Source organism: Leptotrichia sp. oral taxon 417, from assembly GCF_013394865.1.
GTDB lineage: Bacteria > Fusobacteriota > Fusobacteriia > Fusobacteriales > Leptotrichiaceae > Leptotrichia > Leptotrichia wadei_A.
Genome location: NZ_JABXYV010000001.1, coordinates 1,813,012 through 1,828,893 on the forward strand (window position 1 = coordinate 1,813,012; position 15,882 = coordinate 1,828,893).

General features: G+C 35.9%; 8 protein-coding genes, 2 tRNA genes and 2 rRNA genes. All 12 read right to left on the reverse strand.

Annotation, left to right across the window (positions count from 1 at the left end; translation table 11 throughout):
* Window positions 1-30: 30 nt before the first annotated feature.
* Window positions 31-2,933: ribosomal RNA gene (locus HW276_RS08285) — 23S ribosomal RNA — on the reverse strand.
* Window positions 2,934-3,015: 82 nt separating this feature from the next.
* Window positions 3,016-3,091: transfer RNA gene (locus tag HW276_RS08290), tRNA-Ala, on the reverse strand.
* Between the two features lie 11 nt (window positions 3,092-3,102).
* A tRNA-Ile gene (locus HW276_RS08295) sits at window positions 3,103-3,179 on the reverse strand.
* Window positions 3,180-3,217: 38 nt separating this feature from the next.
* Window positions 3,218-4,729: ribosomal RNA gene (locus HW276_RS08300) — 16S ribosomal RNA — on the reverse strand.
* Together the 16S and 23S rRNA genes with 2 tRNA genes alongside form the textbook arrangement of a ribosomal RNA operon.
* A 289-nt stretch (window positions 4,730-5,018) precedes the next feature.
* Complete coding sequence (gene nadR, locus HW276_RS08305) at window positions 5,019-6,092, reverse strand: multifunctional transcriptional regulator/nicotinamide-nucleotide adenylyltransferase/ribosylnicotinamide kinase NadR (RefSeq protein WP_178938115.1); 1,074 nt, start codon at window positions 6,090-6,092, stop codon at window positions 5,019-5,021.
* Between the two features lie 211 nt (window positions 6,093-6,303).
* Window positions 6,304-7,740 carry a DNA recombination protein RmuC gene (locus tag HW276_RS08310; RefSeq protein WP_178938116.1) on the reverse strand — a complete coding sequence of 479 codons (1,437 nt, stop codon included), beginning with the start codon at window positions 7,738-7,740 and terminating at the stop codon, window positions 6,304-6,306.
* Window positions 7,741-7,775: 35 nt separating this feature from the next.
* A complete protein-coding gene (locus HW276_RS08315) occupies window positions 7,776-9,392 on the reverse strand; it encodes a YhjD/YihY/BrkB family envelope integrity protein (RefSeq protein ID WP_178938117.1) in 1,617 nt (538 codons plus the stop codon).
* 182 nt (window positions 9,393-9,574) lie between these two features.
* Window positions 9,575-10,765: a tRNA uracil 4-sulfurtransferase ThiI gene (gene thiI, locus HW276_RS08320; RefSeq protein ID WP_178938552.1), complete on the reverse strand. Its 1,191-nt coding sequence runs from the start codon at window positions 10,763-10,765 to the stop codon at window positions 9,575-9,577.
* A gap of 39 nt (window positions 10,766-10,804) precedes the next feature.
* Window positions 10,805-11,953, reverse strand: coding sequence for a cysteine desulfurase family protein (locus tag HW276_RS08325; protein ID WP_178938118.1), 1,149 nt, complete (start codon window positions 11,951-11,953; stop codon window positions 10,805-10,807).
* 383 nt (window positions 11,954-12,336) lie between these two features.
* On the reverse strand, window positions 12,337-13,149 hold the full coding sequence (pdxK, locus tag HW276_RS08330; RefSeq protein WP_178938119.1) for a pyridoxine/pyridoxal/pyridoxamine kinase: 813 nt from the start codon (window positions 13,147-13,149) through the stop codon (window positions 12,337-12,339).
* A gap of 36 nt (window positions 13,150-13,185) precedes the next feature.
* The gene (gene metF, locus HW276_RS08335; protein WP_147004111.1) at window positions 13,186-14,061 is read right to left on the reverse strand and encodes a methylenetetrahydrofolate reductase [NAD(P)H]; all 876 of its coding nucleotides are present in this window, start codon (window positions 14,059-14,061) and stop codon (window positions 13,186-13,188) included.
* Window positions 14,062-14,647: 586 nt separating this feature from the next.
* Window positions 14,648-15,850, reverse strand: coding sequence for an argininosuccinate synthase (locus HW276_RS08340; RefSeq protein ID WP_178938120.1), 1,203 nt, complete (start codon window positions 15,848-15,850; stop codon window positions 14,648-14,650).
* Window positions 15,851-15,882: the final 32 nt, after the last annotated feature.

A 15,882-nucleotide genomic window follows, 5' to 3' on the forward strand; every position in this document is an offset into this window, starting at 1 on the left:
TGAGAAATAAATAGCAGCAGCAAAAGATTATCTTAAAAGCAGACGTAATATTAGTACTAGTCAGCTAAATGCATTGCTGCACTTACACCCCTAGCCTATTGACCATATGTTCTCTATGGATACTACGAATATTCATCTCAAAGCCGGCTTCCCGCTTAGATGCTTTCAGCGGTTATCCGTACCAGACGTGACTACTCAGCCATGCCACTGGCGTGACAACTGATACATCAGAGGTCTGTCCAACCCGGTCCTCTCGTACTAAGGTCAGATCTTTTCAATATTCAGGCGCCTGCAGTGGATAGGGACCGAACTGTCTCACGACGTTCTGAACCCAGCTCGCGTGCCTCTTTAATGGGCGAACAGCCCAACCCTTGGGACCTTCTCCAGCCCCAGGATGAGACGAGCCGACATCGAGGTGCCAAACACTTCCGTCGATATGGACTCTTGGGAAGTATCAGCCTGTTATCCCCGGGGTAGCTTTTATCCGTTGAGCGACGGTCCTTCCATACGGAACCGCCGGATCACTAACTCCTACTTTCGTACCTGCTCGACCCGTCAGTCTTGCAGTCAAGCTCCCTTATGCGTTTGCACTCTTAGGCTGATTTCCATCCAGCCTGAGGGAACCTTTGAACGCCTCCGTTACTCTTTGGGAGGCGACCGCCCCAGTCAAACTGCCCACCTAGCACTGTCTCCGTTGCCAGATTAGAATTCCGACAGCATATGGTTGGTATTCCAACAGCGACTCAGCAATGGCTGACGCCATCACATCACAGTCTCCCAACTATCCTATACACACATTGCCAGAACCCAATGCCAAGCTACAGTAAAGCTCCACGGGGTCTTTCCGTCCTACTGCAGGTAGCCGGTATCTTCACCGGCATTACAACTTCACCAGGTCTCCAGCCAAGACAGCTCTCAAATCATTTCACCATTCGTGCAGGTCGGAACTTACCCGACAAGGAATTTCGCTACCTTAGGACCGTTATAGTTACGGCCGCCGTTCACCGGGGCTTCAAATCGGAGCTCTCACTCCTCCTCTTAACCTTCCGGCACTGGGCAGGTGTCAGCCCATATACGTCGCCTTTCAGCTTAGCATAGACCTGTGTTTTTGGTAAACAGTTGCTTGAGACTCTTCACTGCGGCCTGTTTCCCCTGGGAGCGCTTCTCTCCTTCAGGTATGTCAGGCACCCCTTCTCCCGAAGTTACGGGGCTATTTTGCAGAGTTCCTTAGCTAGAGTTATCCTGTCGGCCTTAAGTTTCTCACTCTGTCCACCTGTGTCGGTTTACAGTACGGGCGCTGCTTCTCATCGATAGAAGTTTTTCTTGGCAGTGTAGGATCTGCGACTTATGCAAATGCACTTCCCCGTCAGGTCTCACGTTTAGGCGTGCGGATTTACCTGCACGCCCACGCTGGGCCCTTAGAAAGGCTAAACCGTCAGCCTTCTCGCATACCTTCCTGCGTCACTCCGTCTCTCAAGCGATAACAGCGGTACAGGAATATTAACCTGTTTTCCATTCGCCATCACAATTTTGCTTATGCTTAGGTCCCGACTTCCCCAGGGCGGACAAGCCTTCCCCTGGAAACCTTGGACTTCCGGCCGGCGGGATTCTCGCCCGCCTTCTCGCTACTCATTCCTGCATTCTCGCTTCTGATACCTCCAGGACGGCCTTGCGGCATCCCTTCGACGGCCTACAGAACGCTCTCCTACCAAGATACGGTGTATCTTCCGCAGCTTCGGTTTATGTCTTAGCCCCGTTACATCTTCGGCGCAGGCACTCTCGACCAGTGAGCTATTACGCACTCTTTCAAGGCATGGCTGCTTCTAAGCCAACCTCCTGGTTGTCTATGAATGTCCACCTCCTTTCCCACTTAGACATAATTAGGGACCTTAGCTGGCGGTCTGGGCTGTTCCCCTCTCGTCCGAGGACCTTGTCATCCACGGACTCACTCCTGAACATGATATATGGTATTCGCAGTTTGCTTGATTTCGGTAAGCAGTACGCCCCCTAGATCATACAGAGCTCTACCCCCACATATCTCAGTTCAAGGCTGCACCTAAATGCATTTCGGAGAGAACGAGCTATCTCCTAGTTCGATTGGCTTTTCACCCCTAGACCTATCTCATCTCCCAACTTTTCAACGGCGGTGAGTTCGGCCCTCCACTGAGTCTTACCTCAGCTTCAGCCTGGACAGGCCTAGATCACTAGGTTTCGCGTCTATGACTGGCGACTTGACGCCCTATTAAGACTTGGTTTCCCTTCGGCTCCGTCTATTAACCTTGCCACCAGCCATAACTCGCAGGATGATTAACCAAAATCCACGCAGTCACACATAAAGTGCTCCTACCGTTTGTAAGCACACGGTTTCAAATTCTGTTTCACTCCCTTGCTCAGGGTTCTTTTCACCTTTCCCTCACGGTACTCTTCACTATCGGTCAACAACAGTATTTAGCCTTACGTGATTTGGTCCACGCTGATTCACGCCAGATTCCTCGTGCCTGACGCTACTCGGGTGCTTCCAGTCTCCATATATGCTTTATGTTCTACAGGACTTTCACCTTCTCTGGTTCAGCTTCCCAACTGATTCCACTTACACATGTACAGATTAAACATTATGACAATCCGTTAATGGAAGTCCCGCAACCCCGTGCCAGCAACGCTGTCCGCTTGACACTGGCACGGTTTAGGCTTTTCCCTGTTCGCTCGCCGCTACTTGGGGAATCGTTTTTACTTTCTTTTCCTCCTGCTACTTAGATGTTTCAGTTCGCAGGCTTGCCGTTTTCACGCATGCCCTCCAGGCATGCAGGTTTACCCATTCGGAAATCCGGGGATCAATGATTATGTGCATCTTCTCCCGGCTTATCGCAGCTTATCACGTCCTTCGTCGGCTGTTGCTGCCTAGGCATCCTCCGTGTGCCCTTATTAGCTTTTATATCCAGAATAACTTTTTACTCTAGTTTAGTTATAATCTTTTACCTACTATTCATTTCCCATTGTCCTAAATAATAATAATATTGGTGGAGATAAGCGGGTTCGAACCGCTGACCTCTGCCTTGCAAGGGCAGCGCTCTCCCAACTGAGCTATATCCCCAAGACTTCTTATGGTGGGCATGGCTGGACTCGAACCAGCGACCCCTGCGTTATCAGCACAGTGCTCTAACCACCTGAGCTACACGCCCATAAGATATATAAAGAAGCAGTGCTTGTTTCTCCTTAGAAAGGAGGTGATCCATCCGCACCTTCCGGTACGGATACCTTGTTACGACTTCACCCCAATCACTATCCACACCTTAGATGCTTTCCTCCTTGCGGTTGGACCAGCAGCTTCAGGTGCAGACAACTCTCGTGGTGTGACGGGCGGTGTGTACAAGACCCGAGAACGTATTCACCGCAGCATTGCTGATCTGCGATTACTAGCGATTCCAGCTTCATGAAGTCGAGTTGCAGACTTCAATCCGAACTTGGACCGGCTTTAAAGATTGGCTTGGCGTTGCCGCCTTGCGGCTCTCTGTACCGGCCATTGTAGCACGTGTGTAGCCCAGATCATAAGGGGCATGATGACTTGACGTCATCCCCGCCTTCCTCCTGCTCTTCGCAGGCAGTCTTGCTAGAGTTCCCAACCTAATGATGGCAACTAGCAATAGGGGTTGCGCTCGTTGCGGGACTTAACCCAACATCTCACGACACGAGCTGTCGACAGCCATGCACCACCTGTCTCTGCGTTCCCGGAGGCACAGCCTGCTCTCGCAGGCCTTCGCAGGATGTCAAGATCTGGTAAGGTTCCTCGCGTTGCGTCGAATTAAACCACATGCTCCACCGCTTGTGCGGGTCCCCGTCAATTCCTTTGAGTTTCAGCCTTGCGGCCGTACTCCCCAGGCGGATTACTTATCGCATTAGCTTCGGCACGGACACTCTTCATGCCCACACCCAGTAATCATCGTTTACAGCTAGGACTACCAGGGTATCTAATCCTGTTTGCTCCCCTAGCTTTCGCACTTCAGCGTCAGTTACCGTCCAGTGAACTATCTTCATCATCGGCATTCCTGCACATATCTACGAATTTCACCTCTACTCGTGCAGTTCCGTCCACCTCTCCAGTACTCTAGCCACATAGTTTCCAGGGCAGGCTTGCGGTTGAGCCGCAAGTTTTCACCCCAGACTTATCTGGCCGCCTAGATGCCCTTTATGCCCAATAATTCCGGATAACGCTTGCGACATACGTATTACCGCGGCTGCTGGCACGTATTTAGCCGTCGCTTCTTCTGCAGGTACCGTCATTTTTTTCTTCCCTGCTGAAAGCACTTTACAATCCGAAAACCTTCATCGTGCACACAGAATTGCTGGATCAGGGTTGCCCCCATTGTCCAATATTCCCCACTGCTGCCTCCCGTAGGAGTAAGGGCCGTATCTCAGTCCCCTTGTGGCCGTCCACCCTCTCAGGCCGGCTACCTATCATCGCCTTGGTGGGCCGTTACCCCACCAACAAGCTAATAGGACGCAAGGCTCTCCTGCAGCATCTCTTTTCATCAGGCTGGACATGAGTCCGCCTGACTTTACCAGGTCTTATCAGTCGTTTCCGTCTGTTATCCCTGACTGCAGGGCAAGTTCCTTACGCGTTACTCACCCGTCCGCCTTGGCTAGGCTGTGCAAGCACAGCTTCGCCAAAGACTTGCATGTGTTAAGCATTCTGTCAGCGTTCATCCTGAGCCAGGATCAAACTCTTCATTCAATATATAAACATATATTTAAATTTCACCTAATTAGTCTTGACGTTATCTTTTTCAAGATACTTGACTTTATTGATTATACACTTAATTGCTTCTTTACATTATTAATATCTCTATTGTCCGTTGATACATTTTCGTATCGACAAGATATATATTATCATAAAAGGAAATATTTGTCAACTACTTTTTTGAAATTTTTTTTGATTTTTTTAAAATTTTTCAATTTTCCATATTTATTTCCATTTCACTATTCTATTCCTATTCGATATTAAAAGAGTTTGAGCATATTTCTTAATTTTTTTGATTTTCTAAATAATTATCTATTATTTGAATACTTTTTATATAATTTTCTGTAAGACTCTTATTTGACTTATGTAATAATTCAATATATTTTTGATTATTTTCTTTTAATAAATTTTGTAATATTTTATCATATTCAGAATCTTGATCTAAAATAGCTTTATCAGTTGTATCTTTTTTTATATATAATAATACATCAAAATTTGTATGTCTTACAAAATCCTCCACTACTGGATGTTTTTCTCCCGTTTCAAGAATCGAAAAGGATTGCAAAGAATAAAAATCTGTATCGATAAAACTTAATTTTTCTGCATTTTTTATAGAATCCATTATTCTTCTGTTATGTTCATAGGCTATATTGCTGTAATCATCATATTGAAGATTATCTACATTATTTTGGAGTTCATCTTTTACATATTCTTTTTTATACTCTTTTACATAAGTTGTATTGTAATAATTTGCTAATTTATGGGTTAAATTAGTTTTTCCTGAATGTTGTGAACCTATTATTGCCACTTTCAAGACAAAAAATTCTCTTACGTATTTTGGAATAAAAAACCAGTTTTTATAAGGATTTTTTCTTATTTCTGTTGCACTTATATGAAAATTATTTCTATTTGTATCTATCATTTGGATTTTTAAATTTTTATTGAATGTGCTTTCAAAATTTGGTAATGTTAAAAAATTGTTTTTGTAATTTTCTACATCTTGAGTTTCATTTGTAAAAATCACATCTACTTTTATATTATTTTTCAAAAGTGTTTCCTGTACTCTTTCACTCCATAATTTCCAGCCATTTGGATAAAATGGGATTCCATCTTCTGCCAAATGTATGATTTTTATATTTTTCTGATGCTTAAAGGTTTTTTCAACAAATCTAAGCCGATCCTTTATAGTCGGCATTTTTTTCATCCTAGATTCTTCAAAAAGTTCTTTATCTCTATCGACATCACTACAGACAACAACGTATAAATTTTCCACAAAACCGCTTGCCTGCTGTATGAAATCAACGTGTCCAATATGAAGTGGATAAAATTTTCCAAATATTATTCCATTTTTTAACATCTAAATTTTCTCCTTTTTCTGTTTTTTATTTAACCATTTTTAAGATTATAAAATTCCAATAAACACAGCATTTTTAGATTTGTTATTTTTTTCTGCTTCCTTGTTATAAATCTTGTTATTATTTATCTCTATTGTTTTTATTCTTAGTCTGCCTGCAATTTTTTCAAGTTATATTTTTTTATTATTTGATAAAATAAATATTTTACTTAATTTAATTTTCAGTAATTTGACTTTGAACAGTTTCAAATAAATTATCTGATTTTTTATCAAATTTTACATTTGAAATTTCTGTAAAACGTTTGCTTATTTTATTGGAAGTTGTTGTAATGTCTTTTACATCTTTGGAAACTTTTTCAATATCCTTTTGAAGACTGTTCCAACGAGTTTGGTATCTTCCAAATTCAATATTTAATTTTTCAAGTTCCTGCTGAATAACGCTAGCATATTTATCACGTTCCATATTTGTCATTATAACTTGAATTACGGTTAATACCGATATTAATGTTGTAGGTGAAGCTATTCTTACATTTTTCTTGTTGGCATATTCTATTATGTCAGTATGATAGGCATTTATTTCAGCAAAAATTGCCTCAGCAGGTAAAAATAGCACTGCCTGTTCACTTGTTTCATTTTTTATTATATATTTTGAAGAAATTGCATCTATATGTTTCTTCAGGTCATTTACAAAATCTTTTCTCGCGCTTTCCCGCTCAATTTGGTTCAATTCATTATTATACATTTTTCTATAATTTTCCAGCGGAAATTTTGAATCGACTGCGATATTTCCCAATGGTTCAGGTGTAAAAATAATTGAGTCAACTATTGTGCCGTTTGAAAGTTTATATTGCTTCTGGTAAAGTTTGTCGTTTTTTTCTCCAAAAACTGATGCCAAAATTTGATAAAGCTGAACTTCGCCAAATATCCCACGGCTTTTCTTATCAGTAAGAACATCTTGAAGCGAAACGACATTACTTGACAATGCTTCAATTTTTTTCTGTGCCTCATCAATTTTACTAAGCCGTTCCAAAACATTTCCAAAAGTTTTTGTTGTTTCCTCAAAACCCTTCGACAAACGTTCTTCCACTTTTGTATTCATCAAATCAAGCCTATTTTCCACCTTCTGATTTAATTTCTCAAAATTCTCATTTATATTTTGATTAAGCACATCCTTAAATTCATTTATATTTTTTGTCAGCCTGTTATTATTCTCAGTCATAACTCCAGTCAGCACTGTATTATTTTCACTCAATCCCGTTGACAGCTTTTGAATGGCATTATTCATACTATCAGTCAAAAGTTGGCTATTTTCCGTATAATTCTTAGACAAAAGCTGATTATTCGTATTTATCGTCCCATTTATATTCTGCCCAAGCTCATTAAATCTCAAAAGCATTTTTTCATTATTTTCTGCCAGAAGTGTACCAATATTTCCTGTCCCTTCAAGCAAACTATTTTTTGTACCTAAATTTATTGATTTTTCAATTTCATCAAATTTTCGCTTATTTTCTTCAAAATTCTGTCGATTATTTTCATTAATCTGATTTAACATTAATCTTTCCAAATTCTCATTATTTTTTTTATTCAAAAAAACAATTATCACAGCCATTATAAGAATATTTATAATAACTGCCACTGCTATCAGTATCATTTGCTATTCTCCTTCTTTTATTACTCACACTGTTATTAGAAAAATTTCCAAGTTCCATCTTCATATCTAACTTTTTTTCTGTTATTTTCAGAATCTTCTAATTCATCCACTTCTTCAGTTTGACTTTCTATTTTTTCTTCAGTTTCTTGCTCTTTATCTTCAAAATTTATTATTTCTTTTTTTACTGTTTCCTGCGATTTTTTCACTTGAATATTTTCATCCTTTTGCTTTGGCTCTTTTGAAATTTGAAAATCTATTTTTAATTCTTCTGATTTTCTTGGCTTTACAGGACGTTCTAAATTTTCAGCATATTCTGCTTTTGGAAGTGGTGATTTCTGCTTTTGAAATTCATCTTCACCCTCATTTTTACTTCCATTTTCACTTTCTGGATTTTCAATCTTTTTCATTGCCAGTTTTTCCCGTATTTTTTCAAGTAATTTTCGATCTTCTTCATTTAAATTGTCAAAAATATTTTCATAATATTCAATATTTTTAGTATCAAATTTTTTCATAAATTCCCTAATTGTTATAGCTTCTGGACTATAAGCAACCTGATATTGGCTATCTGAATTCTTGTCATAGAATACTTCATTTATAAATCCCATTTTTTCAAGGTCTGAAAGCACTTCCTTTACAAAGAACACTTCCATTCCAAGCCTGTCAGTCAATTTCTGATATGTGAAGGCTTCTTTTTTTTCTACAAAATTCTTAATAATCAGCGATAAAATCAGTATTCCTGCTTCCCTTTTTATCTTTATCGGCATCTCAATTTTTTCATTATACAAAAATTCATCTGAAGTCTGTATTGAAAAGGCTATTTGGGCTCCAAGCAAAATTGTTACCCATACATACTGAACCCAGATTAGAAAAATTGGGATTAATGCAAGACTTCCATAAATTATGTTATATTTTGTAATTGAAGATTGCAACAGCAAAAATATCAATTTCCATCCAAAAGTAAGTCCAGTTGTAACAACTCCAGCAAAAACAGCTGGCTTAACTTTCACATTTGTATTTGGAATAACATAAAATAAATAACTAAATAAAATAATATAAGTCGCAGGCCCAAAAAATCCAATAAATAAATTTGTTAAAATAACATTATTTGGAAATTTTTTTACCATTTCTTCAACTACAACTGAATTTAATGCAGATAATAAAACAAAAAATATCGGTCCTAAAAATATAATTGCAACATAGTCAACTATTCTTCTTGCAAGTGATCTTTTTTTATTTATTTTCCATATTTTATTAAATGAATTTTCAAGCATTATGAGCACTTTTACCGCAGAATAAATTAAAATTACAATTCCAACTCCAGTTAATATACTGCTTTCAGTTGATAAAAGCAGTCTTTGGGCTATATCCACAATTACTTTTAAAAAGCTATTATTTCCAGGCCACAGTTCAAAAAATTTCTGTATAAATATCTTGTCTAGCCCGAATCCCTTTGTGATTCCCAATACAAGGGCAACCACAGGAAAAATTGCAAGAAGCGAATAATAAGTCAGGGATATAGCAAGTATTTGAGTTTCTCCATCCCGATAATTTCTATAAATTAAATAAATTATCCTTCTGATTTCATCAATTCTTTTTTTCAATCTAGCTTCTTTTTTTTGCTTCTTTCCTTTCAAGTCTTTTTTTTCTTTCATAAATTTATCCACTATTATTTTTTTAAATAACCATTCGTAAAAATTAGTAAATTTCTCCTAATATAGCAATTTTTCCATACTTTTTCTTATTTTTTCTAAAAATTTTAAATTGCTGTTTTTATTTAATTTTCCATTACTTTATTTTTACAATTATCTAAACTAAAATAATTTTATTATAATTTTTATCCAAAATTAAAATATTCCCTTTCTTCAAAAATTTCATCCATAATTTCATCATAATTTTCAATTTTTGCCTCTTCAGCCAGCACATCCTCCAACTTAGGATTTGTAACTGGATGTTTTGGAGCAAAAATTACACAGGAATCCTCATACGGCTCAATAGATTTTTCATAAGTCTCTATTTCCTTCGCAATTTCTATTATTTCCGTTTTATCCATCCCAATAAGCGGTCTAAATACTGGCAATTTTTCTACCGAAGCATTTGTACAAGTAAGCCCTCCCATTGTTTGAGAAGCAACTTGCCCAAGGCTTTCTCCTGTAACTAAAGCCTGATATTGCATAGTATTCGATATTCTCTCAGCCAGACGCATCATAGCACGTCTTGTTAGAATCGTAGCCAGGTCTTTTTTTGTCTGTGTATTTATTGCTTCCTGAATTTTTAATATATTTAATGAATAAAGTCTTGTTTTTCCGACATAAAGCGATAAAATATCTGTCAGTTCCTTCACCTTTTCAAGAGCCTGCTGACTTGTAAATGGAAAACTATGGAATGTTACAAAATTCAGACGCATTCCTCTTTTTGCCATCATAAAAGACGCAACAGGACTATCTATTCCTCCAGATAAAAGCACAAGCCCTTTTCCAGTTGACCCAAGTGGAAGTCCACCATAAGTTTTTATTCTATCTGTATAAATATAAACATTTTTTCTAATATCGACATTTATCATAACATCAGGATCCTTCATCTTAACCTTTTCAAAGGGACTGTTTACAAGCACATAAGCCCCCAATTCACGTGCATAATCCATAGATTTCTTCTCAAATCCCTTATTACTTCTATTAACTTTTATCTTAAATGTCCTTGCCCCTTGTTCATAAGCATAATTTGCAAACTCCAGCACCTTTTCCTTAATAAATTCATCGTTTCTCTCAACCTTAGCCGACTGATTAAGCCCCACAATTCCAAAAACCTTTTTTAATTTATCTGTTATTTCATCTAAATTCCCAGGATTTATAAAAACATATAATTTTGACAAATCATCAAATAATTGATATTCAAACCCCTTCAACACTTTATTAATTTTATTTCGCAATTTTTTTTCAAACTGCCCTCTATTTTTCCCCTTTAACGACAACTCCCCATAAGAAAGCCCCACTGCATTCAATAAATTTTTGTCAGTATAATTGTTCATTTTTTTCCTTTCCATATTTTATCTAAATTTATAATAAAACTATCTCATTTTCCTAATTCTTGCCACACTTTCCTTCAGCCTTTTTACAACTTCATCAATTTGCTCCACTGTATTTTCACTTGAAAAGCTAAATCTTATCGCCCCATCCAGTTCCGACTGATTAAGACCCATAGCTTCCAGTATTCTGCTATTCCCTTTTTTAGAAGAGCAAGCCGAACCTGTAGAAACATAAATCTGATACATCCCTAAAAAATGTGTCAGCACTTCACCTTTTGTCCCCTTAAAAGAAACATTCAAAACCTTTGGACTCGATTTTTCAGGATCAAGCGATGAATTAAGTTTAATCTCCGTAATTTCTTCACAAATTTTATCAGTAAGCATTTTTTTTATATTTTGAGAATGTTCCATATCTTTTTTATCCTCTTTTGACAAAATTTCCACAGCCTTCGCAAATGCAAGAATCAATTCTGTCGGCATTGTTCTTTTTACAATCCCATTTTCTGCATTTGAACCAAAAACTACATCAGCAATTTTAACACGTTTATTTACATAAATCGCCCCAATTCCCTTTGGTGCATGAATTTTATGACCGCTCACCGTTATCGCATCCACAGGAATTTTATCAAATTTTATATTTGTACACCCAAATCCTTGCACAAAATCAGTATGAAAATATGTATCCTTATTTTTATTCCGAATAATCTTAGAAATCTTATCCAAATCCTGAATTGCTCCAGTTTCACTATTTACAGCACCCATAGAAACCAAAATCGTGTCTTCACGAACCAAATTTTCTAATTGCTTTAAATCTATATATCCATCCTTGTCAACATCCAGATAATCAACTTCAAATCCAGCATTTTCATAATGCCTAAATACTTCATAAACAGATGGATGCTCAATCTTTGTCGTAATCAGATGCTTTTTTATACGGGAATTTGCATTGATAATCCCTTGCAGCAAAAGATTATTTCCATCTCCGCCTCCTGCTGTAAAATAAATTCTGTCAGCCTCCACTTTTAGATAATCAGCCACAATTTTTCTAGCCTTTTTTATTTTCAAAAGAATTTTATGAGAAAAATCATGAATCGCATCAGCATTCGCATAATTTTCCTCCATTGTCTGAACTAGCACATCTATAACTTCTTTATACGGCTTTGTGCTAGCAGAGTTATCTAAATAAATCATTCTCCCTCCTTATCAATTTTTATCAATATAATCATTTGTAAAAATCTAAAACTCCAATTAACACAGTATTCTATTATTTTCCAATAAAAGTTCTTAATTTTCTACTGCAATAAATACTAACGTTGATTAATTTTCATAGTCTTTACTTTTATAATTTTTTGTTTTTTTATTTCATAAAAAATTATATTATTTCCTAATTTTATTCAATATTTGATTTACTTTTACATTATACTATATTTTGAAAAAATTATCAAAAATAAAGTTCCTACAAAAACATATTTAAAAATTTTAAAATAAAAAAAGAGAAAATTAACTGTAAAATCTAATTACAATAAATTTTCTCCAAATTATTTTTATCCTTTAGTTTTTCATACTTCAAAATATTATTTTAGTGCAAATGCCTTATGGTTCAACGGTCCAGTATAATCATTTAATTTAAAGGATTGCTTCAAGGCTTCTGCTATTAATTTTTTAGCTGTAGCAACAGCCTGAGATACTGTCGCCCCTTTGGCGATTTCTGCAGTTACTGAAGCTGAGAATGTGCATCCTGCCCCATGATTCCATTCTGTATCTATTTTTTCAGATTCAAAAAATTCAAAATCTTTTCCATCATATAAAATATCTACAGATTTATCTCCTGCAAAAAACTTTCTTCCTTTAATTACAACATTTTTTGCACCTAAGTCACATATTTTTTTAGCTGCTTCCTTCGCTTCTTCAACTGTATCTATTTTTTCCATTCCAGCTAACTGCGCTGCTTCAAATAGATTTGGAGTAACAACAGTTGCATAAGGCAACAAACATTTTTTCATTGCCTCTACATTTTCTGGAAAAAGATTTTCAGTCGATCCGCTAGTTACTTTACAAACCATGACAGGATCAATAACAATCGGATTTTTCAAATCCTTTAAAACAGATCCCACATATTCAATAATTTCCACTGTTGGAAGCATTCCAGTTTTTAATGCATCCACTCCAATTCCATTTATAACAGTATCAATTTGCTCTTTAATAACATTCATTTCAACTGGGAAAACCTTATGTGCCCATCTATTTCGTGGATCCATGGTAACAATAACCGTAAGGGCGCTCATCCCATAAACTCCTCTTTCCTGAAAAGTCTTTAAATCCGCCTGTATTCCAGCTCCTCCACTCGTATCAGATCCTGCAATTGTTAAAACTTTTTTTATAGACATTATGCTACCTCCTATTTTGTATTTTTTTTTATTAAATTATCTTGCAAATTCAATATTTTTCATAATTTCCTTAGCAATTTCAGGCTTATTCATCGTATAAATATGAATTCCTCTAATTCCATAAGCCAGTAATTCTATAATTTGCTCACTTGCATACATTATTCCCGCTTTTTTCATAGATTCTGGATTATCTCCATATTTTTCCAATAACTTATCCAGTTTTTCAGGCACAGAGCATTTTGACAATTCTATAATTCTTTTTATCTGTTTTGCATTTGTAACTGGCATAATTCCTGCAATTAACGGAACTTTTATATCTAATTTTTCAGCCTGTTCCTTAAATTTTATAAAAACATCATTGTCAAAGAACATTTGTGAAGCCAAAAAGTCAGTACCAGCTTCAACTTTATTCTTTAAGTGAAACAAGTCAACTAAATCATTATTTTCATAGTGAGTTTCAGGATAAAATGCACCGCCGATTGATAAATCATTAAATTCACTATTTTTTCTCAAGTCGCTAATTAACTCCGAAGCATACTTATAATCCCCTCTATTATAAATATCTTCTGTCTCTCCTTGCGGAACATCCCCACGAAGTGCCAAAATATTTTTGATATTGCATTTTTTAGCCTCCTGCAAATAATCATTAATTTCACTTTTTTTACTTCCAACACAAGTCAAATGAGCCAGCACTTCCGTTTTCAAATTATTTTTAATATGCGAAGCCATCTCAATAGTCCCGCCTTTAGTTTTTCCGCCCGCTCCATAAGTAACACTGATAAAATCAGGCTTATATTGCACTAATTCAGCCGTTACATCCTTTAATTTTTCTTCAGAAAAATTTTTATTTGGCGGAAAAATCTCAAAGGAAATCAGATGCTCCTTTTTCTCAAACAAATCTTTTATTCTCATAAATCCTCCCAATTTAAATTATTTTTTATTATTTTTAAAAGTTTATAAAATCCTATTAACACACTCTTTTTCAATTTTATGCTTCCTATTCTTATTCAATTTCACAACAAAAACTTTTAATTTCTGATTACATAAATTTTTTATCATTTAATTTGTAAAAACTTTTTACTTTTACAACTATTTTTATATTTATTTTAAAGCAAATTTACTATATTAAATAAAAAACATACTCGACTCTATTTAAAATCGAACTATTAAAAATCACATGAACTTAGGATTTGAATAAAATAGTTATAACTTTTGAGTTCAGTTTTAAAGCAATTTTACTATAATATCACTTACATTTGTATTATCAATTCTCTTATATTGTACTACAAAAAATCCATTTTGTAAATTTTTAAACTATATTTTTTAGTTTTTGTTTGCAATAAATTTTAGTTATAGCAAAATTTAAAAGTTATAATTTTTAAATTTATACTAGTTTCCGTTAGAGCTTTACTATTTAAGTGTAAATAGTATTAAACTACATTGAAAAATACAAAAAAATCCCCAGAATTTTTTAATTCCAGGAATTTTTAACTAAAATTTATTTATGTTTTTTGTAAGATCTGATTCTATTTGGAAGTGAGAATAATTTAATAAATCCTTCTGCATCCTTATGGCTGTATAGTTCACTTGCACCAAATGAAGAAATTTCTTCGTCATACAATGCAAAATTAGTAAATCTTCCAGCAATTTTTATGCTTCCCTTATACAATTTTAATTTTATTGTACCAGTCACATTTTTAGAAGTTTCATCCACAAATGCATCAAGCCCTTCTCTAAGCGGTGTAAACCATTGTCCTGAATATGCGATACTTGCATATTTTTGTGATACTAATTTTTTAAATTCAAAAGTATCTTTATCAAGAATCAAAGTTTCCAGTTCCTTTAATGCTTCCATTAGCAATGTTCCACCTGGAGTTTCATAAATCCCTCTTGATTTCATTCCAACTAGTCTGTTTTCCACAATGTCAATTACTCCAACACCATTTTCTCCAGCGACTTTATTTAATCTTCTCAATAATTCCACAGGCTCTAGAGCTTCACCATCTACTTTTACAGGCCAGCCTTGTTCAAATGTAATATCCACATAAGTTGGCTTATCTGGTGCCTTTTCGGGTGGAGTTGTCATCATATATACAACATCTTCCTTATGCTCATTTTCAAGATTTTCAATATCTCCACCTTCATGTGAAATATGCCATAAATTTTGATCTCTTGAATAAATTTTTTCCTTTGTTACACTTATTTTTATACCTTTTTTTTGTGCATAGTCAATGGCATCTTCTCTTGAAGAAATATCCCAAATTCTCCAAGGTGCAATTATTTTTAATGTCGGATCCAATGAAAATACACCAGTTTCAAATCTAACTTGGTCATTCCCTTTTCCAGTACATCCATGGCAAATATATGCCGCCCCTTCCTTATGAGCCACATCTACCAATGCCTTAGAAATCAAAGGTCTTGCAACTGAAGTCCCCAAAAGATATTTGTTTTCATAAACTGCTCCTGCTCTTAATGCACGGAATGCATAATCTCTTACAAATTCTGCTTTCATATCCTCCACATAAACTTTTGAAGCACCTGATTCAATAGCTTTTACCTTTACTTCCTCCATATCATCATCTTGTCCCACATCAACACAACATGCGATTACATCTAAGTCGTAATGTTCTTTTAGCCAAGGAATGATAATTGATGTATCAAGTCCACCTGAATATGCTAAAACTACTTTTTCTTTTGCCATATTTTTGTCCTTTCTAATTTAAGATTTATTCA

Coding starts and splice junctions, on each gene's coding strand:
- nadR (WP_178938115.1), bottom strand. CDS start 6,092: ATGTTAAAAAATGGAATAATATTTGGAAAATTTTATCCACTTCATATT.
- HW276_RS08310 (WP_178938116.1), bottom strand. CDS start 7,740: ATGATACTGATAGCAGTGGCAGTTATTATAAATATTCTTATAATGGCT.
- HW276_RS08315 (WP_178938117.1), bottom strand. CDS start 9,392: ATGAAAGAAAAAAAAGACTTGAAAGGAAAGAAGCAAAAAAAAGAAGCT.
- thiI (WP_178938552.1), bottom strand. CDS start 10,765: ATGAACAATTATACTGACAAAAATTTATTGAATGCAGTGGGGCTTTCT.
- HW276_RS08325 (WP_178938118.1), bottom strand. CDS start 11,953: ATGATTTATTTAGATAACTCTGCTAGCACAAAGCCGTATAAAGAAGTT.
- pdxK (WP_178938119.1), bottom strand. CDS start 13,149: ATGTCTATAAAAAAAGTTTTAACAATTGCAGGATCTGATACGAGTGGA.
- metF (WP_147004111.1), bottom strand. CDS start 14,061: ATGAGAATAAAAGATTTGTTTGAGAAAAAGGAGCATCTGATTTCCTTT.
- HW276_RS08340 (WP_178938120.1), bottom strand. CDS start 15,850: ATGGCAAAAGAAAAAGTAGTTTTAGCATATTCAGGTGGACTTGATACA.